The organism is Geobacter benzoatilyticus (genome assembly GCF_017338855.1).
Classification (GTDB): domain Bacteria; phylum Desulfobacterota; class Desulfuromonadia; order Geobacterales; family Geobacteraceae; genus Geobacter; species Geobacter benzoatilyticus.
This window is the reverse complement of sequence record NZ_CP071382.1, coordinates 20,339-42,307: the sequence shown is the minus strand read 5'-3', so window position 1 is coordinate 42,307 and position 21,969 is coordinate 20,339. Positions and strand designations below refer to the sequence as shown.

The window sequence follows — 21,969 nt, the reverse complement described above, 5'->3', positions numbered from 1 at the left end:
TTGCGCGAAATCGGCTCCCGTCCTTACATGGCGGCTTTGAACATGCCTATTACCTGCTCCAACGTCGCCTTGCGGGGGTTGGTCAGTTGGCAGGCGTCCTTCTTGGCGTTCTCGGCCATGACCTTCAGATCCTCTTCCTTCACGTTCAGTTCCTTGAGGCCGGCGGGGATGCCGATGGCGGCCGAAAGCTTGCGGATTGCGGCAACGGCCTTGGCTGCGGCGTCCATGGGGGAGAGGCCGGAGATGTCTTCGCCCAGGGCCACGGCGATATCGGCGAACCGCTTCGGGCAGGCGATGGCGTTGAACTCGGAGACCGCCGGCAGCAGGATGGCGTTACAGACCCCGTGGGGAAGGTTGTAGAAGCCCCCAAGCTGGTGGGCCATGGAGTGAACGTAGCCGAGGCTGGCGTTGTTGAAGGCCATGCCTGCCAGATACTCGGCATAGGCCATCTTGTCCCGGGCTTCCAGGTTTTCGCCGTTGGCCACGGCCGGGCTCAGGTACTCGGCGATGAGCTTGATGGCCTGGAGGGCACAGGCGTCGGTGATGGGGGTGGCGATGGTGGAAACGTAGGCCTCGACCGCGTGGGTGAGGGCGTCCATGCCCGTGGCGGCGGTGAGGGGGGCGGGCTTGCCGAGCATGAGGACCGGATCGTTGATGGCGATGTTCGGGGTGCAGCGCCAGTCGACGATGGCCATTTTCACATGGGTGTCGGTGTTGGTGATGATGCAGAAGCGGGTCATTTCGGAGGCGGTGCCGGCGGTGGTGTTGATGGCCACGAAGGGGGGCATCGGTTTGGTGGACTTGTTGACCCCTTCGAAGTCGCGGATGTGGCCGCCGTTGCCGATGACGAGGCCTACCCCCTTGGCGCAGTCGTGGGAGCTGCCGCCACCCAGGGAGATGATGGAGTCGCAGCCGTTGTCCAGGTAGGCATTTACGCCGTCGTGGACGTTGGTGTCGGTGGGGTTAGGCTCGGCGCCGTCGAAGATGACGACGGAGACGCCGGCGGCTTCCACCTGCTGCTTGATCTGGTCGGCCATCCCCATGGCCGAGATCCCCTTGTCGGTCACCAGGAGCGCCTTCCTGGCGCCGAGGGCCTTCACCTGGGCGCCAGTTTCCTTGGAGGAACCAACCCCCATCAGCGTAACAGTGGGAATGTAGAATCCGAACGTTTGATCTGCCAGTGCCATGTGTACTTCCTCCTCTGTGGTTTTTGCGGCGTTTCCACCGTTTGTGAATCTTCTGTTCGATGCCTGTCGGCCGGGATTGCGCATACAATTTTCTAGAACGTTTGTTTTACTGTTAAGGCAAGGGGTGTACCAAGTCAGTTCGGGTGCCGGTGCCGTGTACCCCTAATGTGCTGAATTTGTTGTAAACAATGACGGTTTTGCCGGGATTGCGGCACCGGATTTTGAATACACGTTTATTTAACGCTGTTCTGGTATGGCGCGGCGGTCTGTTCCGACATGGAACAGATGTGATGTTTTGGAACGGTGGACGGCCTGCTTTATTCCCTGCCGGTTTCCGCCGCTCGTGTTTTGCCGGAAAATCCGAAAAGCCTTGCCCTTTGCGGGTTTTGCTCGCAACCAGCGGCATGCCTCAGCCGTGGGGGGAGGGGCGTTGGTATTGAACTTGCCAAGTGCCCGGTAACATCCGATCGCCCAGCACCGACACATCGGAATCAGGAGTACGGCATGGGTACCATTGATTCGTTCGGCAGACGCATTACCTATCTCAGGCTTTCCGTTACGGACCGCTGCAACCTCCGGTGCCGCTACTGCATGCCGGCGGAGGGTATCCCCAAGCTCCGCCACGGCGAGACCTTGAACTACGAGGAGCTGCTTCGCGTATCCCGCGAGGCGGTAGCCCTCGGCATAGAAAAGATACGGATCACCGGCGGTGAGCCCCTGGTGAGGAAGGGGATAGTCGAGTTTGCCGGCCGCCTTGCCCGGCTCTCCGGTCTCCGGGAGCTTGTCATGACCACCAACGGCCTGCTGCTTGAGGAGCTGGCGCGGCCGCTGCGGCAGGCAGGGGTCCGGCGTTTGAACATAAGCCTCGATTCGCTCCGGCCCGAGACTTTCTCCTTCATCACCCGTGGCGGAGATCTCCGGAAGGCGCTCCATGGGATAGCCGCCGCGGAAGCGGCAGGCTTTCCTCCCGTAAAAATCAACATGGTGGTAATGGGGGGGATCAACGACGACGAAGTGGTCGATTTCGCCGCCCTGACCCTGGACCGGCCCTGGACGGTCCGCTTCATCGAATACATGCCGACCCTCCGGGATGAGGGATGGCGCTCGCAGTGCGTTCCGGGGAGCGAGATCCTTGAGCGGATCGGCCGCCGGTATCCGCTGATGCCCCTCGTGAGTTCAGAGATGGCCGGCCCGGCCAGAAATTTCAGGATACGCGGCGCCGCCGGCGCCATCGGGATCATCACTCCCGTTTCCGGACACTTCTGCGACCAGTGCAACCGGATCCGGGTAACTGCGGCAGGGGTTGCGCGGGGATGCCTCTTCTCGGAATACGGCATCGATCTACGCCCCCTGCTGGCCGCCGGCGATGATCTCCTGCTGCGGGAGCGGCTCCGGTCTCTGATTTTCGGCAAGCCCGGCAGGCATCATCTGGGGGAAGAGGCTGATGGGGACGGCATGGTGGCCATGTCGCGGATTGGCGGTTAGAACAAGAGAAATCAGGAGGAAAACGATGGGAAAGACCCTTTATGAAACTGCCCGGCCGACGGTCATATCGGTTCGGGTTGCCGACGATCAGATGGAGGTGATCCGGCGGCTCATGGAAAAGAAGAAGATGAGCGCCTCCGACATCATGCGCGAGGCGTTCCACGTTTTAGTGGAAAATGCGGAGCGGAAGCGGATGGACGCCATCCGGGCCGCGGCCGTGAAATATACCGGGGCGCGGGTGGATGCTGCGCTCGACGCGCACCAGTGCGCCTGATTCCTGCCATGAGAGGTTGTCCATGCTTGCCATAGCCTGCATCAAACAGGTGCCCGACACGACCCAGGTCCAGATCGACCCCGCCACCAACACCCTGGTGCGCGAGGGTATTCCGTTCATCGTCAACCCCTACGATACCCACGCCCTGGAGGAGAGCCTGCGGATGAAAGACCGTTTCGGCTTCCGGGCCGTGGCCCTCTCCATGGGGCCCCCCAACGCCGAGGCGGCGCTCCGCAAGGCCCTCTGCCTGGGGGCCGATGACGCCATCCTCTGCTCCGACCGCTGCTTCGGCGGCGCCGACACCCTCTCCACCAGCAACGTGCTGGCCGCGGCAATCGCGAAGATCGGCCAGGAGAGCGGCGAGGAGGTGGGGATTGTGTTCTGCGGCAAGCAGACCATCGACGGCGACACGGCCCAGGTGGGCCCCGGCATCGCCGTGCGCCTCGGCTTCACCCAGCTGACCCTCGTGGACCGCATCGAGCACCTGGATGTTCCCGCCCGGCGAATCAGGGTGCGGCGCAAGCTGGAAGGGCGCTACGAGATCGTGGAGGCGCCCCTGCCGGTCATGATTACGGTGGTGCGGGAGCTGAACCGACCCCGCTACCCCAGCGTTCCCATGCGGCTCGCGGCCCGGAAGGCCCCGGTGACGGTCTGGGGCAACGACATGCTCCAACTGGACGTGAACAGCGTGGGCCTCAAGGGATCCCCCACCTGGGTGAGCCGGATTTTTTCGCCCGAGCGGGACAAGGGGGAGATCATCGGCGACGGGATCGGCGACCCGGAGGGGACCGCGCGGCTTCTGATCGAACAGCTGCTGGCCAAGGACATGCTGGCGGCGTGAAATTGTAGGGGCGAAGCAGGTAAGGCGTTTGCTTCGCCCCTACAGAGGAAATGTGATGACCGAACCGAAGAAACCGAAGAGACCCCGCGGCAAGGCGCGCCTTGTGGCGGGCAAGTGTATCGCCTGCGGCGCCCGGTGCCAGAGCGCCTGCCCGGTGGATGGCATCGAGATGGGCGATTCAGGGGAGCCGCGCATCGTTGAGGACAAGTGCATCGGCTGCGTCAAGTGTGTGAAGGTCTGTCCGGGGAATGCCCTGGAGATTTTCTACACCCCCGAGGAGCTGGCGGTCCTCGCCTCGCTGGAGAAGGAGGCGGGTCAGGCCGACGACGAGGTGGACGAGGATGAGCGGCTCCGGCGCGAGACCATCGCCGCCTGGCGGGGTGTCTGGGTCTTCGTGGAGCAGACCGAGGGGGAGCCGGCGCGGGTCTCCTGGGAGTTGATGGGGGCCGGGGCCGAGCTGGCCAAAAGCCTCGGCACCGAGCTCTGCGCCCTGGTCATCGGCGAAAACGTGGAACACCTCTGCCGCGAGTCCTTCGCCTACGGCGCTGCCAGGGCCTATCTGGTGGACCAGCCGGTATTCCGCCACTACCGGACCGAGGCGTACCTGGAGGTCTGCTGCTCCCTCATCGGAAAGTACAAACCGGAGATCGTCCTCATGGGGGCCACCGGCATGGGGCGCGACCTGGCGGGGGCCGTGGCCACCAGGGTGAAGACCGGCCTCACCGCCGACTGCACCGGCCTCGACGTGGATGACCGGCGGAACCTGCGCCAGACCCGCCCCGCCTTCGGCGGCAACATCATGGCCACCATCATGTGCGACCGGTTCCGTCCCCAAATGGCCACGGTCCGCCCCCACGTGATGCAGATGCCCGAACGGAAGGATGGGGCCACCGGCGAGATCATCCGGGAAACCTGCGACATCAGGGAAGCCGACATCCTCACCAAGGTTCTGGAGATCATCCGGGAGAAAAAGGGGGGAGTCGATATCGCCGGGGCCGAGTTCATCGTCTCCGGCGGCCGGGGCATGATGGCCAAAGAGAACTTCGGCATGCTCCAGGAGCTGGCCGATGAGCTTGGCGGGGTGGTTGGCGCGTCCCGCAGCGCCGTGGACGCCGGCTGGATGCCCCACGAGCGCCAGGTGGGGCAGACCGGCAAGACCGTCCGGCCCAAGATCTACATCGCCTGCGGCATCTCGGGGGCGATTCAGCACCTGGTGGGGATGCAGGATTCCGACATGGTCATCGCCATCAACCGGGACAAGGAGGCTCCCATCTTCCAGGTGGCCACCTACGGCATCGTGGGGGATCTCTTCCGCGTGGTGCCGGCCCTTACCTCCCAGCTCAGGCAGCTGAGGCAGCCAACCCTTCGATAGAGGTTCACGCATGCAGCCCGATTCCACTCTGTTTACGCCGATCCTGATCGCCTCCCTCATTGTATTCTGCTGGAGCATGTACCGCCGGCTCGGGCTCGTTGCCCTGGGGCGCCCCGACGGGCGCGGGGTGAACCTCCTGCGGGGACTCCGGGAGATGCTCCTCTACGCCTTCGCCCAGAAGCGGGTCGTGACCCGCCCCTTCGGCGTGAACCACCTGGTCATCTTCTGGTCGTTCATGATCCTCCTGGCCGCCAACATCGAATTCATGCTCGCCGGCGTCTTCCCCTCCCTGAGCCTGGAGCGGCTCCCCGCGGCCATTCATCTCCCCTTCATGGGGCTCTGCGACCTGGCGTCACTGGCAACCCTTGTGGCCGTCGGCGCGGCCCTCGTGCGCCGAACCCTGGCACCCCCCTATCCGGAGGGGAAAAGCCTGGAGGCCTATGCCATCCTCATCCTCGTCGCCGTGCACATGCTCGGCTTTTTCGGGGTGAACGGCGCGGCCATCGCCCTTGGACGCCAGGCCGCGGCCCAGGCCATGCCGGTGTCGTCGGCGGTGGCAGCCATGCTCGGCACGCTGGGGCCGGACGAGATCGAGACGGTCGGCCTCATTGCCTGGTGGACCCACGCCGTGGCGCTCCTCGCCTTCATCACGGTTCTGATTCCCTACAGCAAGCACCTTCACCTCTTCACCGCCGTGGCCAACTGCTTCCTCCGCCAGCCCGCCGGCCCCGGCATCCCGGCCCGTGAGGTGTTCGAAGAGGGTAACGTCTTCGGCACGGGGCAGGCGGACCGCTTTTCCCGCGCGGATCTCCTGGATTCATTCGCCTGCGCCAAGTGTGGCCGCTGCCAGGATGTCTGCCCCGCCGCCGCCACGGGCAAGCCCCTGAACCCCCGGCGGCTCATGGAGGACATCCGCCTGAACCTCCTGGCTAACGGACCGCTCCTGAAGCGCGGCGGCGCGGCCACGGTGCCTCTCATCGGCGGGGAAGGAGAGGGGAGCGTGGCCGAGGAGGCGATATGGTCCTGCACCTCCTGCGGCGCCTGCATGGCGGCCTGCCCGGTTCTCGTCGAGCATCTGCCCAAGGTGGTAGGAATGCGGCGCCACCTGGTGGAGATGGAGACCCGGTTCCCCGAGGAGCTCCTGAACCTCTTCGAGAACATGGAAGGGCGCTCGAATCCGTGGGGAATCGCCCCCACGGAGCGGACCAAGTGGACTTCCCCCATGGAGGTGAAGCCCTTCGAGGCGGGGAAGACCGAGTATCTCCTCTACGTTGGGTGCGCCGGCTCCTTTGATTCCCGGAGCAAGCAGGTGACCGTGGCCCTGGCCCAAATTCTCGACCGGGCCGGCGTGTCGTGGGGAATTCTGGGGAAGGATGAAAAGTGCTGCGGCGACTCCCTGCGGCGGCTCGGCAACGAGTTCGTCTTCGACCGGATGGCCCGGGAGAACGTGGAGATTTTCCGGGAGCGGGGGGTGACCAGGGTGATTACCCAGTGTCCCCACTGCTTCACCACGCTCAGGAACGACTATCGCCAGTACGGCCTGGAGCTGGAAGTGATTCCCCACGCCGAGTTCATCCAGGGGCTCATGGCCGACGGAAAGCTCTCCCTGGAGGGGGAGTATGCCGGGCTCGGCACCGTGGTGTTCCACGACTCCTGTTACCTGGGGCGGCACAACGGCGTCTACGAAGCGCCCCGGGAGGTGATCCGCCGGGTGACCGGCGACCCCCCCGCGGAGCTGGGCCGCAACCGGGAAAAATCGTTCTGCTGCGGCGCCGGCGGGGGCCGCATGTGGATGGAGGAACAGCTGGGGAGCCGCATCAACCATAGCCGGATTGATGAAGCGCTTCGGGCGGCGCCCGACACCATCTGCGTTTCCTGCCCCTTCTGCATGACCATGCTGGAGGACGGCCTCAAGGACCGCCAGGCCGGAAGCACCCGGGTGCGGGACATTGCCGAGGTGGTGGCCGAGGGGCTGCGGTTTTCCTGATGGCGGGGGGGCGCTTTCCCTCCTGAAGAAAAAGGTTCGTTTACATTTTCTCCTGTGCTTATGTCGTAATCAGATTTTATGCGGCGGCCCTGCCGCCCCTATCCCACGGTTGAAAGGTTTCATTCATGTACGAAATCCTCGAAAACGAAATCCTGGCGCCGAACCTCCACCGGCTGACGGTGAAGGCGCCCCGCGTGGCCGGCGCCCGCAAGCCGGGGCAGTTCGTCATCGTCCGGGCCGACCGGGGGGACGAGCGTATCCCCCTCACCATCGGCGACGCCGATCCGGCCGCCGGGACCGTCACCCTCTTCATTCAGGCCATCGGCGCCTCCACCCGCAAAATCGTGAATATTCCCGTTGGCGGGGCGCTCCGGGATGTGGCCGGCCCCCTGGGGCAGCCGACCCATATCGAAAACTGGGGTAGGGTCGCCTGCATCGGCGGCGGTGTCGGCACGGCGGTCCTCTTCCCCCTGGCACGGGCTCTTGCCGAAGCGGGGAATGAGGTGACCACCGTCATCGGTGGCCGCTCCGAGCAGTACATCATCCTGGCAGACGAGCTGGCGGCCTTCTCCGCCGAGGTGCTCATCACCACCGAGGACGGGAGCCGCGGCCGCAAGGGGTTCGTCACCCACGCCCTGGCCGATCTCATCGCCGACCCGGCACGGGCGCCCAAGGTGGTGCTGGCCGTTGGACCGGTGCCGATGATGCGGGCGGTGGCGGAGTTGACCCGTCCCCACGGCATCGAGACCGTGGTGAGCCTGAACCCGATCATGATCGACGGCACCGGCATGTGCGGCGGCTGCCGCGTGGTGGTAGGGGGCGAATCCAAGTTCGCCTGTGTCGACGGGCCGGAGTTCGACGGCCACCTGGTGGATTTCGAGGGACTCAGCGACCGGCTCACCACCTACCGCAGCTTCGAGGAACAGGCCCGCCATGCCGCCACCGAGTGTCGGCTCGCGAAGGAGGTGGCCAATGGCTAACGATCTCAGCATGAAGGAGCGGCTCGCCCTCGGGCGGGTCCACATGCCCGAACTGGACGCCGCCATCCGGAGCCGCAACTTCGAGGAGGTGAACCGGGGGCTCGGCATGGAGGAGGCGGTGCGGGAGGCGAAGCGCTGCATCCAGTGCAAGCACCGCCCCTGCGTGGAGGGGTGCCCCGTGGGGGTCTCCATTCCCGAATTCCTGGACGCCCTGGCGGCGGAAAACCTTCCCGAGGCGGCCCGTATCCTCCAGGGTGACAACGCCCTGCCGGCGGTCTGCGGCCGGGTCTGCCCCCAGGAGACCCAGTGCGAGGCCAAATGCGTGCGCGGGGTGAAGGGTGAGCCGGTGGCCATCGGCTACCTGGAGCGCTTCGTGGCCGACTGGGCCATGGCCAACCGGGAGAAGCTGGCGAAGACCGAGCTTCCGCCATCCACCGGCAAAAAGGTGGCGGTGGTCGGCTGCGGCCCCGCCGGGCTCACCGCCGCCGGCGAGCTGGCCCGGTCGGGGCATGGGGTCACCATATTCGAGGCGCTCCATGATACCGGCGGGGTGCTCCGTTATGGCATCCCCGAGTTCCGCCTTCCCAAGGAGATCATCGACGTGGAGGTTTCCCGCCTCGTGGAGATGGGGGTGGAGATCGAGTGCAACGTCATCGTCGGCAAGACCCTCACCCTGGGACAGCTCCGGGAGGAGTTCGACGCGGTCTTCATCGCCAATGGCGCCGGGCTCCCCACCATGCTCAACATTCCGGGGGAGAACCTCAAGGGGGTCTACTCGGCCAACGAGTTCCTGACCCGGGTGAACCTCATGGAGGCGGGGAGAAACCCCAACGCCCCCACGCCGATCATCGCCGGGCGCCAGGTTGCGGTCATCGGCGGCGGCAACACTGCCATGGACTGTGTCCGCACCGCCCGCCGCCTCGGGGCCGAGCGGGCCATGATCGTCTACCGCCGTGGCGAAACCGAGATGCCGGCCCGCGTCGAGGAGATCAAGCACGCCAAGGAGGAGGGGGTTGAGTTCGTCATGCTCACCGCGCCACTGGAGATCGTGGGCACCGAAGACGGATGGGTCGCGGCGCTCCGCTGCCAGCGGATGGAGTTGGGGCCGCCGGACGACTCCGGTCGCCGCAAGCCGGTTCCGGTCGAAGGTTCCGACTTCGATCTTCCTGCCGAGGTGGTGGTGAACGCCGTCGGCACCCGGGCCAATCCGCTCCTCACCGCCACTGCCCCGGCACTGGAGCTGAACCGGTGGGGGAATATCGTGGCGGACGAGGACGGCGCCACCAGCATCCCCGGTGTCTTCGCGGGGGGAGACATGGTGCGGGGCGGCGCCACCGTCATCCTCGCCATGGGTGACGGCAAGCGGGCCGCCGCGGCCATCGGCAAGCATCTGGCCTGACGCGGTTCGAACCTTGCGCGGAAAAAGCCGCTCCACTCTGCTTCCGGCAGTGGAGCGGCTTTTTTTTATTGGATAATGCCCGACAAGGAGTTATGAAAGGTTTTTCTCTCGGCCGTTGTGGTGTACACTTGAATGCCGGACGACAAAGGGAGGTCACCCATGCTGTTGGAGCAACTGGTTGAACAGGCCGCGCAGCCTCCGAAGTACGACTGGGATGCCTACTATCGCTGGCTGTTCAGCACCCTTGCGGGGCGGGAGGTATCCCGTTTCGATTTCTGGCAGTGCCCCCACTGCTTCACCATCAATTTTTTCCTCCCGGCCCAGCGGTACGGAAAGTGCCGCGGGTGCGACCTCATTCACCTTCCCTAGAGCAGGGCATCATATAAGTTCCCATTTCCCCGCCGCACCTCATCACACAAAAAAGCCCGCCGGAAGCGGGCTCTCTGCTTGTCTTTGATTACCTATTCTGCCACGGCCATCTGCCGCAGTTTAGATATATCCCGCAGCGGCGGCGCCCCGAACAGGCGGCCATACTCCCGGCTGAACTGCGACGGGCTCTCGTAACCCACCTGAAACGCGGCGGTTGCGGCATCCAGCCGCTCTGCCAGCATCAACCGCCTTGCTTCCTGCAAGCGCAACTGCTTCTGGTACTGTAACGGGCTCAAGGCCGTCATCGACCGGAAATGGTGATGGAAGGTCGAACTGCTCATGCGGGCCTGTGCCGCAAGATCGTCGATGCGCAGCGGTTGGGTGAAGTTCCCCTTAAGCCATTCGATGGCCCGGGCGATTTGCTGGCTCTGGCTTCCCGCCGCCGCAATCTGGCGCAGTCGCGCCCCCTGCTCCCCCACCAGCAAGCGATAGATGATTTCCCGCTGGATAATCGGCGCCAGGATCGGGATGTCCTGCTCTTCGTGGAGCAGGTCTATCAACCGGTGCACGGCGGTGATGAGCGGCAGCGTCACTTTGCTGGTCGCCATCCCCCGGCTCGACTGTTGGGTACGGGGCGAGGGGAGATTGCTGTCGGCCATCAGCTGGGAAACCTCCCGCAGGTCGAATTTCAGCCGGAGACCCAGATACGGCTTCTCCCGGCTGGCCTCGGTGACCTGCACCACTGTCGGCAGATGCACGGAGGTGATCAGGTAGTGGTGTGCGTCGTACACAAACGTGTCATCCCCCAGCTGCACGCGCTTGGCCCCTTGCGTAACCAGGCAGAGACTCGGTTCGTACATGCCGGTGACCGGTTCGCTCGGCTCGGTCCGCTGGAACAGGGCCAACCCCGGCACCGCGGTTGTGAACTGCTCGCCCGGCTCGGTCCATCGGGCAATACTCTCGCCCAAAGCTGCAATGGTGGCTTCCAGCCTGGCATCATCAGCCGTATCCATAATTGCTTTGTTTCGCATGGTTACCCCCTGATTGCATAGTACCTGACCCATCCTTCCGGTTACAACCGATAATCAGCGATTCGTTGGATTGGGCAATAAATCGACAGGATTGGTCTATCCGTAGTGGTCAATTCAAAGGATTTGCGTTCTGCCTGGGTCGGGCACTGGAGAAGGGGGTCATCTGTGGCATCGGTGACTGGAATGTGGTGGCGATTGCGGAAAGCTCGGCCATGGGGCATGCGTATGAGATGGTAAAAAAGTTGAACAACCGTCAACCATGTTAAATATATCAATCAAAACTTTAAATAACACAGTTGCTTATTTAAAGTTTTGCGGCTAATCTTAAATGGAATTATTCCTTGATAAAGGTTCTGCCATGAAAACGAGTGACCTCTCCCCTGCACGGCGAAAACTGCTCGTCCCCTGCGTCGATTACCCCGGAGCCTTTGCACTTGTGCCGCCGCCAACTCCTCGTGTTCTCGATCTTAAAGGAGTGGGCGATGAGTTGCGTCGTGCATCGAACGCCCTGGAACTATTGAAGGACCTCTCGTCGCGGCTCCCGAACCCCGATCTCATCACGCGAACCGCGGATCGGCGGGAAGCGGTCCGGAGCAGCCAGATCGAAGGGACCAACGCCGGCGTGAACGACCTCTTCACCTACGAGGCGACAGGCAGTGGCGAGGGGCTCCCCCCGGACGTCCGGGTCACCCGCAATTACGTGGTTGCCCTCGAATATGGTTTACGGAAAGTCAGGAAGAGCGGCCCCGCAACGCTGGACAACGTCTTGGTGAAAGAGCTTCATGCGCACCTCATGGATGGCGTGGAGCATGGCGGCACCCCCGGCGAATTCAGGAAAATACAGAACTGGATCGGCGGCGGAGGTAACATTTACCGGGCCCGCTTCGTGCCGCCGCCTCCCGATCATGTGCCGACGTGCATGGATGACCTGGCACGGTTACTGGCATACAGTCCAGGAGAAGAAGAGCAGATGGTGCTGTCCCTTGTGATGCGGATGGCGATTGCCCATGCACAATTCGAGACGATTCACCCCTTTATCGACGGCAACGGCAGGGTCGGCAGAATCCTGCTGCCGCTCATGCTCGCCGCGGAAGGCTATCCTCCCGTCTATCTGGCCGGGTACCTGAAAGACAACCAGAGGGAGTATTATGATGTCTTGGCGGGTGTCCAGCTTCGGGATGAATGGTCGGCGTGGGTGAAATTCTTTGTCTGCGGCGTCGAGGAGGCGGTCCAGGAGTCGATGCGGACCGCCCTGGCCCTCGAAGGAATCCTGAACAGGTGGAAGGGGCAGCTTGCCAACTTGGGACTTCGCTCCCATTCGGTGCTGCTTAAATTTCCGGAACTGATGATTGGCACGCCGGTATTGACGGCGCATCACGCCAGCAAAACGCTCGGCGTTTCCTTCCCTGCCGCAAGCGCCGCCCTGGCCCAATTGGAGAAAATGGGCATCCTGGTTCAGCCGGTCAAACAGCAGCGAAACAGGATCTTTGTGGCAACGGAAGTGATTGACGTGCTGAACCGGCCGGTGGGTGGGTAGTTTCCCTTGCCTGAGGCTTTGTGGGATGGGTAAATTGTGTGTGATGTCCGTAGAATGCCAGACCTACACAATCGAAAGTCCTATGAAATTGTCAAATGTGTAGGTCTGACCCCTCAAGGGTGTGACCCCAGCCAAAATTAAAAAAAGGGACAGGCTGGTTTTTAATCTTGTCAAACTCAAAATATGCATTTTCCTGAATTAATCCAAAATGTAGCATGTCCCCTTTTCTCTTTTTGATGGCATAATCGGTTGACTCTTCCAGGTTCTATGGAGTACAAAACTTTTCATGTAGATACTGTAATGTATCCCCCGGAGTTGATGGATGGTTTGCTGGGTTGTGAATTGTTCTGGATTTTTTCGAGAGCCGCTTAGGTCAGCGTTGGTGCTGGCCGAGCGGCTTTTTTGATTAGAGAGGACACTATGCAATTTCATTTGCCTGAGATAGGCGCTTGGGGGGAAGAAAAATACCGTTTAGTGCATTACTATGCTCAGATGTTTGCGTCGTCAATGAAGGATAAATGGCAATGTCGGGTTTATATTGACCTGTTTTCGGGAGCCGGGCGCGCACGAATCAAGGAATCCGGCAAAGTAGTCGATGGCTCTCCCCTGATCGCGCTGGGCATCGACGACCCGTTCGACCGGTATATCTTCTGCGAGGAGGACGCGACAAACATCGATGCATTACGCAAGCGGGTAATGACGGACTATCCGTCCCTGGATACTCATTTCGTTCATGGAGACGCCAACAAGGCCGTAGATGAGATCCTCGCAAAAATTCCCCAGCATTCGCCCACCTACAAAGTACTCGGGTTCTGCTTCGTGGACCCCTTCAAGATCGACAACCTCAAATTTACGACGCTGAAGCGGCTTTCGGCAAAATACATGGATTTTCTCGTGCTCATTCCGACCGGCATGGATGCGCGACGTAATGTGTCGTACTACATGAAGTATAATAGCAGGCATATTGAAGAATTTACCGGCCGGCCGAACTGGAGGGATGAGTGGCCGGAGGCGGAGGCAAGAGGAGAAAATTTCGGCCTCTTTTTCATCAAGCAATTCTGTACTTCCATGGCGGATATCGGCTATAAGTACACAACTGCTGAGGCATCTGTAGAAATCAGATCGACCGAAAAGAACTTGCCGCTGTATCGATTGGCGTTTTTCAGTAAACACCCTCTGGGTCACAAATTCTGGGGCGAGGCGAAAAAATACAGCTCGCCGCAACTGGATCTCTTTTAGAGTAAACATCATATGTCACAGTCACGTATAGAATGGACCGAAAGAACCTGGAACCCTGCTGTGGGATGCAGCAAGGTTTCGCCCGGCTGTGCCCACTGCTATGCCGAGGTAATGGCGCGGCGGCTGCAGGCCATGGGGGTAAGCGGGTACGAGAACGGGTTCGAGGTAACGCTGTTGCCGAAGCGGTTGAACGAGCCGCTCTTGCGCAAGTCGCCGACCATTTACTTCGTCAATTCCATGAGTGACCTGTTCCACGAGGCGATTCCCGACGACTATATCCGGCAGGTCTTCGACGTTATCCGTCGCTCGCCGCAGCATACCTTTCAGGTATTGACCAAACGGGCGGAGCGGATGGCGAATTTCTTCGGCACTGACCAGCCGCCGCTGAATGCCTGGCTCGGCGTGACGGTTGAGGACAAGAGCTTTGGCGTCCCGCGTATCCCGCACCTGCGGCGGGTGCAGGCATCGGTCCGCTTCCTCTCTGTGGAGCCACTGCTGGAGGGGCTGGGGGATATGGATCTTCACGATATCCACTGGGTCATCGTTGGAGGAGAATCGGGATTGAAGGCGCGACCCATGAAACAGGAGTGGGTTCTGGACGTCAAGCGACAGTGTGACGAACAAGGGGCTGCCTTTTTCTTCAAGCAGTGGGGCGGCTGGGGGCTCGATGGGAAGAAGCGGGGCAAGAAAGAGAATGGAAGGTTGTTGATGGGGAGGACGTGGGACGGGGTGCCGTCGCCAACCCGCGAACACCATATACAGAACCTGACGTGGTAGCTTCCCCCTAGCCGGTTTGAGGGAATTAAGTAAAATTAGCCCCCGATTTGGATAACGTCATAAGCCTGACCGGCCTCTTTCTGGGCCGGTATTGGCGCTAGTTGAACATCGCTCTTGCTATATTTGTCTCCTTTTTTCCCTTGCAATCAGATTGTTACTTCACCGCTTTAATTATTTCGGTTACTAAAGCTCGTAGTTCCTTGGAATCTTTTGACTGTAACAAGACATCAACGAGAGTTGCTGGACTCTTCCTTTCAATTCCATCAGTGCCTCCATCGCCATGGCCAAAGGATCTATCACCGATCTTCATACGAAAATCCTCCTGCTTTTCGGATGGTAGTGGGGCAATGAAAGGACCAATTGCCTCCAGTTCAAGGGCCAAACGCCTGTTTTGCTTTTCAAGCTTCTGATATTTATCCGCCTGACTGGCCGCGTATGCCGCTAAGACACCAAACGTCAGAGAAATGAAAACACGTCCCGCAAAACTACCCCAAGAAAATGTGCCTCCTACTGCTGGCCAGAATGCCACAATAGCTACGATAATTAGACCGACCATTGCGAGCACTGTTACAACCTGCCAAATGATTGTGGTAATCTTAGCTGCATTTGCTGTCTTGAGGTACCCCGAGGTTACGCCGAGATTTCCAATAACTCCGACAAGTTGCTCAACTTCTTTCTTTCGTTCTATTATTTCGTCACAGTGCTTTGTCGCCGTGTCTACGAACTCTTTCTTGATATCCTCCAATTCCTGTTGATGAGCGTCTGCTATCTCGGCCCCTTTTTTTGCAAAGTCAGAATTTTGAGCGGTCAGCTTGCTCTTATAGTCCGTAATGAGAGCAGTGAATTGTTCTTCATGTCCCTTTTGCTTATTAATGAATTCCGTAGATCTTGATTCTTGTTCAGCCTGAAATTTTGCCTGGAGGTCCGAAGAAACCTGTTTAAAATCGGCAAGAATGGCAGTGTGCTGATCATGTTGGCTCTTTGTCGCAGTTACGAATTCCTTGCTTCTAGATTCTTGATCTGCCACAAATTTTGTTTGAAAGTCCGTTGAGACTGCGCCAAGTCTTGACTTCTCGTTATTGATTTCGGTTGTGAGTTCCGTGGTTCGGGCTTTTAAGGCATCCAAATCATTCTGGAGTTGACCGGAATTTTTCCTGATCTCGGACAAGACATTATCTAAGCCATTGCGATATGTATCAGCTGCTTCCTTGGCCGATATGAAATCCTCTGTCGTCAGTAAGACGTTCAGCTGGGCAAGCATATTAAGGGCCGTGTCTGCATTCGTATTAGCGTTAGTTATATGACCGGCACTACCGTTCGCCGTGAAGTTCTGAATCTCCTGTGTGATTGTCTGAAATTGATTCCCTAGGCCGTCAAGAGTTGCGAAGTTCAGAATGAAGGGATCAGCACCCGCAAGTCGTCGACCCGTGAAAGAAAGAACTGACTTTAGCCTCGCAAGGCCTTCCGCAGACTGTGGTTCTATTCCTTCGCGTTTTTGGGCGTCATCAATTGCCGGGCCAAGATTTTGAAGGTGATTCCAAATGGCATGGTTCTTAAGTCTGTCAGTCCACTGTGACACATCTGCCTCCCTTCGCCAGTACCGCACGTTAGTTATTTCTCTTCTTCTGTTCAACGGGCTGCCCTTGACCTGCGCGGCGGTGGTAGCCGCGTCAGTGTCCAAGGGCGTGTTGAACTTAAATCCGCCAGTCCTATATGTGAAAAACTCTACTATTCAGCTTTCTAAGCCAGCAGACTGAACCTCCACAATGGTCTTTCTCAGGAGATGAGAAGTAAGCTCAATTATGTTGACAGGGGGGTGAGGGGCCTGATGCAAGCAACCTGTTGATGAATTGGTATCTAAAGTGGGTACTGACATTGTACTGTAGCTCCGATCTGACAACATCATCCCTGTATGGAGGTATTTTGACCTCATCGCATAATACTTATCGATAAATGAAACAACTCCTTCTGGGGAATGTCTGCTAGCCATGTCAATTACACGTCTTCGCAAACCATATACTTTGTTTCCACAGGAAGGACAGTTTTTTTCTTCAGCACCATAAAGCATTGCAGCAACTTCAAGGCTTGAAATGCATAATACCGACACCATCTCCTCGAATATGTTGTAACATGATGAAGACTCCAGCTGTAGTCTCAATGCGTGGTGATAATGTGATGCTGCAAGACACAGAAGTTGATTAGATTCGACATCTTTAACAACATTGTCCATGAGATTGGCAATTGATTCACTTATCAATATCACACCATCTTTTACGGAGAAACTATCAATCCAATCGTTATCAGTTTGATAAATGGCGCTTCCAACTTCTATTGGATTGAAAGACTCACTTTTAACTAACTGAAAGCAGTAGTTGGTTCCAACAGACATCAAATGCATTAGCTTGTTGCCAATTCTTTTTGCAACGGTAGCCGCATCAACCTCATCGAACGATGGTACGTTTAGGATTAATTTCGCAACACCATCATTCCCTGGTTCAACTTGAAAATGTTCCCCCTGGTATTTTCCTAGCTGTAGTGACATTGCACCAGTGTATGGGCTAAATGGCTTGATTGCTGAGGCCATTTTGCGCATTCGTGGGGAGCCAAAATCTCTTTTTGCTGCATCGACACAACCTCTAATGGAATCAAAAATTTTTCCATCAACATCTTTATCAAAGTCAAAATATATACTGGATATGGAACCTTTGGTCTTGTACTTCACTGAAACACGAACTGGCATCTCTAAATCAAGGCTTGCATAGCCAAATAAGATAGTATTTTCTTTGCCATTTTTGAATGGAATATAATTCCATCCACAATTGCCGAAACATTCTCTCAACTTTGCCCATAGACATCTGAGAAAAAGGTTTGATTCAGACAGCTTGTTTGTACCAATTACTATTTCCACGTTTACTCTCCATCAGTGAGGCAGCGCATTTAGCAACGACGCTGCGCATATATACATGCAGTAATTTATGCCTCTTCAGCATTTTGGTCGTTCAACTCATGATTGACCGGCCAGGACCGGTATCTAATATTATATGCAAGCATCTAATACTATATCCCGGCATCTAACTTTAGATGCCGGGATGCATATAATAATAGATGCTTATGGCAATCCCTCAGGCATCCAATATTATATGCTTCTCCAGTTCTATCTCCTTGATCCTGTCGGGTGTTTCCTGACTCGTCAGTGACTTTGTTGTGGCTAATGAGCTGTGCCTTTATATTTCTTTGTATGCCAATAGTATTTGGCTGTCAACGGGGTCTTTATCTGTTTCACAGGACAGAGACAGTCCGCTCGAAAATTCTTTGCAGAACCCCTCGCCGGCCCATCAGGCAATCTCTCCACCGCTTCCCTGACGGGTAACTTCGCGCTCAATTCCCCGCATCTTATCCTGATATTCCCGCCATGCTCCCGATTGCTCCAGTCGGCCGATGTGACTCCTCCCTGAACCATCGCACGATCAGGCAATAATCCGGCAGGATCGGTCTACCTCCATTTAATCTTTCAGGAGTACGTTATCATCATCAAGACGGTAGTCCTGTGGATGAAAGGAGAAAGCAATGCAAAAACGCATATTGGGAAAAAGCGGCCTGGAGGTCTCGGCCTTGGGGTTGGGCTGCATGGGAATGAGTTTTTCCTACGGCCCCCCCAAGGATAAACAGGAGATGATCTCGCTGCTGCGCACCGCCGTGGAGCGGGGGATTACCTTCTTCGATACGGCGGAGGTCTATGGGCCGTTCACCAACGAGGAGCTGGTGGGTGAGGCGCTGGCGCCGCTGCGCGACCGGGTGGTGATCGCCACCAAGTTCGGGTTCGATACGAGCGTCGATCCCCGGGCCATGAAGGGTAGGGGGCCGGTTCTCAATAGCCGGCCGGAGCACATCCGGGAGGTGGCCGAAGCATCCCTCAAGCGGCTCAGGACCGACGTCATCGATCTCTTCTATCAGCACCGGGTCGACCCGGCGGTGCCGATCGAGGAGGTTGCCGGCGCGGTGAAGAAGCTTATTCAGGAAGGGAAAGTGAAGCATTTCGGTCTGTCGGAAGCGGGAATCGAGACGATCCGCCGCGCCCATGCCGTGCAGCCGGTGGCCTGCGTGCAGAACGAGTACTCGCTCTGGTTCCGGCGGCCGGAAGAGGGGCTGTTGCAGACTCTCGAAGAGCTCGGCATCGGCCTCGTCCCCTACAGCCCGCTGGGCAAGGGATACCTCACCGGAAAGATGGACGAGAAGACGACCTTCGACAGCACAGACTTCCGCAGCTCCCTGCCGCGCTTTACCCCCGAGGCATTGAGGGCGAATCAAGCTCTGGTTGATCTATTCGGCCGGATCGCGGCAGAGATGAAGGCAACTCCGGCCCAGATCGCCTTGGCCTGGCTGCTGGCGCAAAAGCCGTGGATTGTGCCGATTCCGGGCACTACAAAGCTGGATCGCCTGGACGAGAACATCGGGGCCGTCAGCGTCGAACTTACTGCTGAAGATCTCCGGGAGATCGACAGCGCAGCGGCACAGATCAAAGTACAAGGCGAAAGGTACCCTGAAAAGCTGGAGCAATTGACTGGCCGCTGAGTTCAAGCACTAACAAGCATAAACTGAATAAACATCATACAGGAGACCAACCATGAACAACTTCATTTACAGCATTCCAACCACTGCCTACTTCGGCAAGGGACAAATCAGCATTCTCGGCGAAACCATCAAGTCCCATGGCGGTTCCAGGGTGCTGCTGGCCTATGGCGGCGGCAGCATCAAGCAAAACGGCATCTACGAGACCATTCTTCAGCAGTTCGGTCGGGCCGGTCTTGCCTACGTGGAATTGAGCGGTATCCAGCCAAACCCGCGGGTCGAAAGCGTGGAGGAAGGCATCGAACTCTATCGCAACAACGGTTGTGATTTCATCCTGGCCGTGGGGGGCGGATCGACCCTGGACGCCTGCAAGGCCATTGCCGCCGGGGTAAAATATGATGGCCCGGTCAACGATCTGTTCGTCGGAGAACCGGGAGGTGCCACTATCAGCGAGGTGGCTCCCCTGGCCACCATCCTGACCATGGCGGGAACCGGTTCCGAGATGGATATGGGGGGAGTCATCACCGTCGGTGCAGATCATAAGAAAAAAGTTATCATGCATCCGCTCCTCAATCCCCTATTCTCCATTCTTGACCCGGAGTACACCTACACGGTACCGGAATATCATTCCATGGCGGGTGTCGCTGACATCCTCTGCCACCTGATGGAACAATATTTTACCCCCGATGTCGCTGCCAAGGTTCAGGATCGCATGAACGAAGGGGTCATGAAGGTTGTGCTGGAGGACGCCCCGAAGATCCTGGCGAACCCGCAGGACTATGACGCCCGCGCCAACATCATGTGGGCCAGCTCCATGGCTTTGGCCGGGTTCCAGTTTCTGCTCGGCAAACCGAGTTTCGCCTTCCCGCTGCACGGCATGGGACACGAACTCTCCAGCAAGTACGACATGACCCATGGCGTCACCCTGGCGCTGCTGACTCCCGCCTGGATGCGTCACACCATGAGTACGGCTCCCGCATACCTGCCGATCTTTGCACGATTCGCACGCAACGTCTTCGATATACGTGAGGAAGACGATGCCAAAGCTGCAGAAGAAGGCGTCAAAAAGTTGCAGGCATTCTATTCCGCCATCAAGATGCCGGCGAATCTTCGTGAGGCAGGCGTCAAGGAAGAAGACCTGAACGTTATGGCAGAGAAGGCAGTGGAAAATGGAAAACTGGGCATCCTGACCCCGCTTGGCAAGGACGAGGTGCTGCAGATCCTGCGTGCGGCATTTTAATAACAAAGGGCGGAATTATTTATGAAAGCATTAGCTATAAACGGAAGCCCCAGGCCGGGTGGTTAAAGGCGAGATCAGTGGCGACGAGGAGGCCATGCGCAACATGAACCATCTCGGGCAGACCATTGCCTGGCTTGGAGCGGCCATCGCCTCAGTACCTGATACCTCTCCCTTTCCCAAGTTTGCCGTGGAGTTGCATTAGTTGCGCCAGTTGACGTACATGAAAGAGATGAACATGGGCAACAGTCAGTATGAGTTGATCACACTCAGATCCGTATAATGAACCGAGACTGCGCCGAGGAGGAACCATGAAATTCACAACATTGCTCGTATCGCTATCTCTTCTTGCATCAATGGGTGCTTTTGCCAGCAAGGCAGAAGCCGCGGAAGAAAACAAACCGTCCCAAAGCATAACCAGGGCCGGCACCCAGGCTTCCATCGAAGGATCGGCCGAATACTTTACCGGCAATGTCCGTGTCGATCCTCTGTTTGCAGCCAACGACGCGGCACCATTTTCCGGTGCCTATGTGACCTTTGAGCCAGGGGCCCGGTCAGCCTGGCACATCCACCCGACCGGGCAGCGCCTGCTGGTGACTGCCGGTGTCGGCCGGACCGGTGAATGGGGAGGAGCGGTGGAAGAGATCAGGGCCGGCGACGTGATCTGGTGTCCGCCTAAGGTAAAGCATTGGCACGGAGCATCACCAACTACGGCAATGACCCATATCGCCCTCACCGGGACAGCCGACGGCAAGAACGTCGAGTGGCTGGAAAAGGTCAGCGACGAGCAGTACCACGGCAAACCGAGAGGCAAGCATGAATAGACTGGTCACCGGGTTTCTGGCAATCATGCTGTTCATGATGCTGGTCATTGCAGCCATTGCGGAGGCACAACCCATGGACAAAAATCAGGCGCTGAGCGCAAAACAGCAAGGCATTATTCCCATCTCTGCTTTTACCGCCAAGGGTGATCTGGACAAGCTGAAAGTCTCCCTGAACGAAGGTCTGGATGCCGGCCTGAGCGTCAGCGAGATCAAGGAAATCCTGGTGCAGATGTATGCCTATACCGGCTTTCCGCGCAGCCTGAACGCTATCGGCGCCTTCATGGGCGTTTTGGAAGAGCGGCAGAAAAAGGGGATCAAGGACGTTCCAGGGAAAGAGCCGAGCCCCTTGCCTGCCAACAAAAGCAGCATCGAACTGGGAACGGAAATCCAGACGCATCTGGTCGGAAAGCCTGTCACCGGAACAATATATACCTTTGCTCCCGCCATCGATCAGTTTTTAAAAGGTCATCTGTTCGGCGATATCTTCGGGCGTGACAATCTTGACTTCCAGAGCAGGGAGATTGCCACCATTGCGGCTCTGGCCAGCATGGATGGCGTCAATCCCCAACTGCAGGCCCATTTCAACGTCGGGCTTAATACCGGCCTGACTGAGGTTCAGCTAAAGAGCCTGATTGACGTGCTCAGGGCCAAAGTTGGCAAAAATGAATCGGCCAGAGCTGCCAGGCTGCTAGATGAGGTTTTAAAAAGCAGAAAAGCTTCAAGCAATAACTAATCGAAAACATAGGGGACCCATGTCTTGGGAAAGTAGTCCAGTTGTGGATCGGGTCTTTCCATTCGAATCGACCGAAGAGGTTTTGGATTGCATTGATGAGTAGATGCGATTCAGTCACCTGTAAAAAT

The 21,969-nt window shown here is 58.2% G+C and carries 20 protein-coding genes; 16 read left to right on the top strand and 4 right to left on the bottom strand.

The window, feature by feature from the left end:
* Positions 1-23 precede the first annotated feature (23 nt).
* On the bottom strand, positions 24-1,187 hold the full coding sequence (locus JZM60_RS00175) for an iron-containing alcohol dehydrogenase (protein ID WP_207163542.1): 1,164 nt from the start codon (positions 1,185-1,187) through the stop codon (positions 24-26).
* Between the two features lie 504 nt (positions 1,188-1,691).
* Between JZM60_RS00175 and moaA the strand changes: the two genes are divergently transcribed.
* The 8 genes from moaA (at position 1,692) to JZM60_RS00135 (ending at position 9,894) form a co-directional block, all read left to right on the top strand.
* On the top strand, positions 1,692-2,672 hold the full coding sequence (gene moaA, locus JZM60_RS00170; RefSeq protein WP_207163541.1) for a GTP 3',8-cyclase MoaA: 981 nt from the start codon (positions 1,692-1,694) through the stop codon (positions 2,670-2,672).
* Between the two features lie 25 nt (positions 2,673-2,697).
* Positions 2,698-2,946: a ribbon-helix-helix protein, CopG family gene (locus JZM60_RS00165; RefSeq protein ID WP_207163540.1), complete on the top strand. Its 249-nt coding sequence runs from the start codon at positions 2,698-2,700 to the stop codon at positions 2,944-2,946.
* A 22-nt stretch (positions 2,947-2,968) separates the two neighbouring features.
* Entirely contained in the window at positions 2,969-3,787 is an 819-nt protein-coding gene (locus JZM60_RS00160; RefSeq protein WP_207163539.1) for an electron transfer flavoprotein subunit beta/FixA family protein, read from the top strand.
* 55 nt (positions 3,788-3,842) lie between these two features.
* Positions 3,843-5,159 (top strand): electron transfer flavoprotein subunit alpha, encoded by a 1,317-nt coding sequence (locus JZM60_RS00155; RefSeq protein ID WP_207163538.1) that lies wholly within the window; start codon positions 3,843-3,845, stop codon positions 5,157-5,159.
* 10 nt (positions 5,160-5,169) lie between these two features.
* A complete protein-coding gene (locus JZM60_RS00150) occupies positions 5,170-7,146 on the top strand; it encodes a (Fe-S)-binding protein (protein ID WP_207163537.1) in 1,977 nt (658 codons plus the stop codon).
* A gap of 125 nt (positions 7,147-7,271) precedes the next feature.
* Positions 7,272-8,126: a sulfide/dihydroorotate dehydrogenase-like FAD/NAD-binding protein gene (locus JZM60_RS00145; protein WP_207163536.1), complete on the top strand. Its 855-nt coding sequence runs from the start codon at positions 7,272-7,274 to the stop codon at positions 8,124-8,126.
* Positions 8,119-9,525, top strand: a complete 1,407-nt coding sequence (gltA, locus tag JZM60_RS00140) for an NADPH-dependent glutamate synthase (protein WP_207163535.1) — start codon at positions 8,119-8,121, stop codon at positions 9,523-9,525. Before JZM60_RS00145 ends, gltA begins: the two co-directional genes overlap by 8 nt.
* Positions 9,526-9,684: 159 nt before the next feature.
* Positions 9,685-9,894: a hypothetical protein gene (locus tag JZM60_RS00135; RefSeq protein WP_207163534.1), complete on the top strand. Its 210-nt coding sequence runs from the start codon at positions 9,685-9,687 to the stop codon at positions 9,892-9,894.
* A 92-nt stretch (positions 9,895-9,986) separates the two neighbouring features.
* Here the strand turns inward: JZM60_RS00135 and JZM60_RS00130 are convergent, their stop codons facing one another.
* Positions 9,987-10,907, bottom strand: a complete 921-nt coding sequence (locus JZM60_RS00130; protein ID WP_207165371.1) for an AraC family transcriptional regulator — start codon at positions 10,905-10,907, stop codon at positions 9,987-9,989.
* A 376-nt stretch (positions 10,908-11,283) separates the two neighbouring features.
* Here JZM60_RS00130 and JZM60_RS00125 point away from each other — a divergent pair, with 376 nt between their 5' ends.
* From JZM60_RS00125 to JZM60_RS00115, 3 genes are all read left to right on the top strand, one after another.
* Positions 11,284-12,462: a Fic family protein gene (locus tag JZM60_RS00125; RefSeq protein WP_207163533.1), complete on the top strand. Its 1,179-nt coding sequence runs from the start codon at positions 11,284-11,286 to the stop codon at positions 12,460-12,462.
* 420 nt (positions 12,463-12,882) lie between these two features.
* Complete coding sequence (tcmP, locus tag JZM60_RS00120; RefSeq protein WP_207163532.1) at positions 12,883-13,701, top strand: three-Cys-motif partner protein TcmP; 819 nt, start codon at positions 12,883-12,885, stop codon at positions 13,699-13,701.
* Between the two features lie 12 nt (positions 13,702-13,713).
* Positions 13,714-14,478, top strand: a complete 765-nt coding sequence (locus JZM60_RS00115) for a phage Gp37/Gp68 family protein (protein ID WP_207163531.1) — start codon at positions 13,714-13,716, stop codon at positions 14,476-14,478.
* Positions 14,479-14,632: 154 nt separating this feature from the next.
* Here JZM60_RS00115 and JZM60_RS00110 read toward each other — a convergent pair whose 3' ends face one another.
* Positions 14,633-16,159 (bottom strand): hypothetical protein, encoded by a 1,527-nt coding sequence (locus JZM60_RS00110; protein WP_207163530.1) that lies wholly within the window; start codon positions 16,157-16,159, stop codon positions 14,633-14,635.
* 51 nt (positions 16,160-16,210) lie between these two features.
* On the bottom strand, positions 16,211-17,386 hold the full coding sequence (locus tag JZM60_RS00105) for a hypothetical protein (RefSeq protein ID WP_207163529.1): 1,176 nt from the start codon (positions 17,384-17,386) through the stop codon (positions 16,211-16,213).
* Between the two features lie 659 nt (positions 17,387-18,045).
* Here JZM60_RS00105 and JZM60_RS00100 point away from each other — a divergent pair.
* The 5 genes from JZM60_RS00100 to JZM60_RS00080 all read left to right on the top strand — a co-directional run bounded on the left by JZM60_RS00100 (position 18,046) and on the right by JZM60_RS00080 (position 21,841).
* Complete coding sequence (locus JZM60_RS00100) at positions 18,046-19,050, top strand: aldo/keto reductase (RefSeq protein WP_207163528.1); 1,005 nt, start codon at positions 18,046-18,048, stop codon at positions 19,048-19,050.
* A gap of 52 nt (positions 19,051-19,102) precedes the next feature.
* On the top strand, positions 19,103-20,287 hold the full coding sequence (locus JZM60_RS00095) for an iron-containing alcohol dehydrogenase (RefSeq protein ID WP_207163527.1): 1,185 nt from the start codon (positions 19,103-19,105) through the stop codon (positions 20,285-20,287).
* Between the two features lie 58 nt (positions 20,288-20,345).
* Complete coding sequence (locus JZM60_RS00090; RefSeq protein ID WP_207163526.1) at positions 20,346-20,489, top strand: hypothetical protein; 144 nt, start codon at positions 20,346-20,348, stop codon at positions 20,487-20,489.
* Positions 20,490-20,595: 106 nt separating this feature from the next.
* Positions 20,596-21,108 (top strand): (R)-mandelonitrile lyase, encoded by a 513-nt coding sequence (locus JZM60_RS00085; protein WP_207163525.1) that lies wholly within the window; start codon positions 20,596-20,598, stop codon positions 21,106-21,108.
* On the top strand, positions 21,101-21,841 hold the full coding sequence (locus JZM60_RS00080) for a carboxymuconolactone decarboxylase family protein (protein ID WP_207163524.1): 741 nt from the start codon (positions 21,101-21,103) through the stop codon (positions 21,839-21,841). Before JZM60_RS00085 ends, JZM60_RS00080 begins: the two co-directional genes overlap by 8 nt.
* Positions 21,842-21,969: the final 128 nt, after the last annotated feature.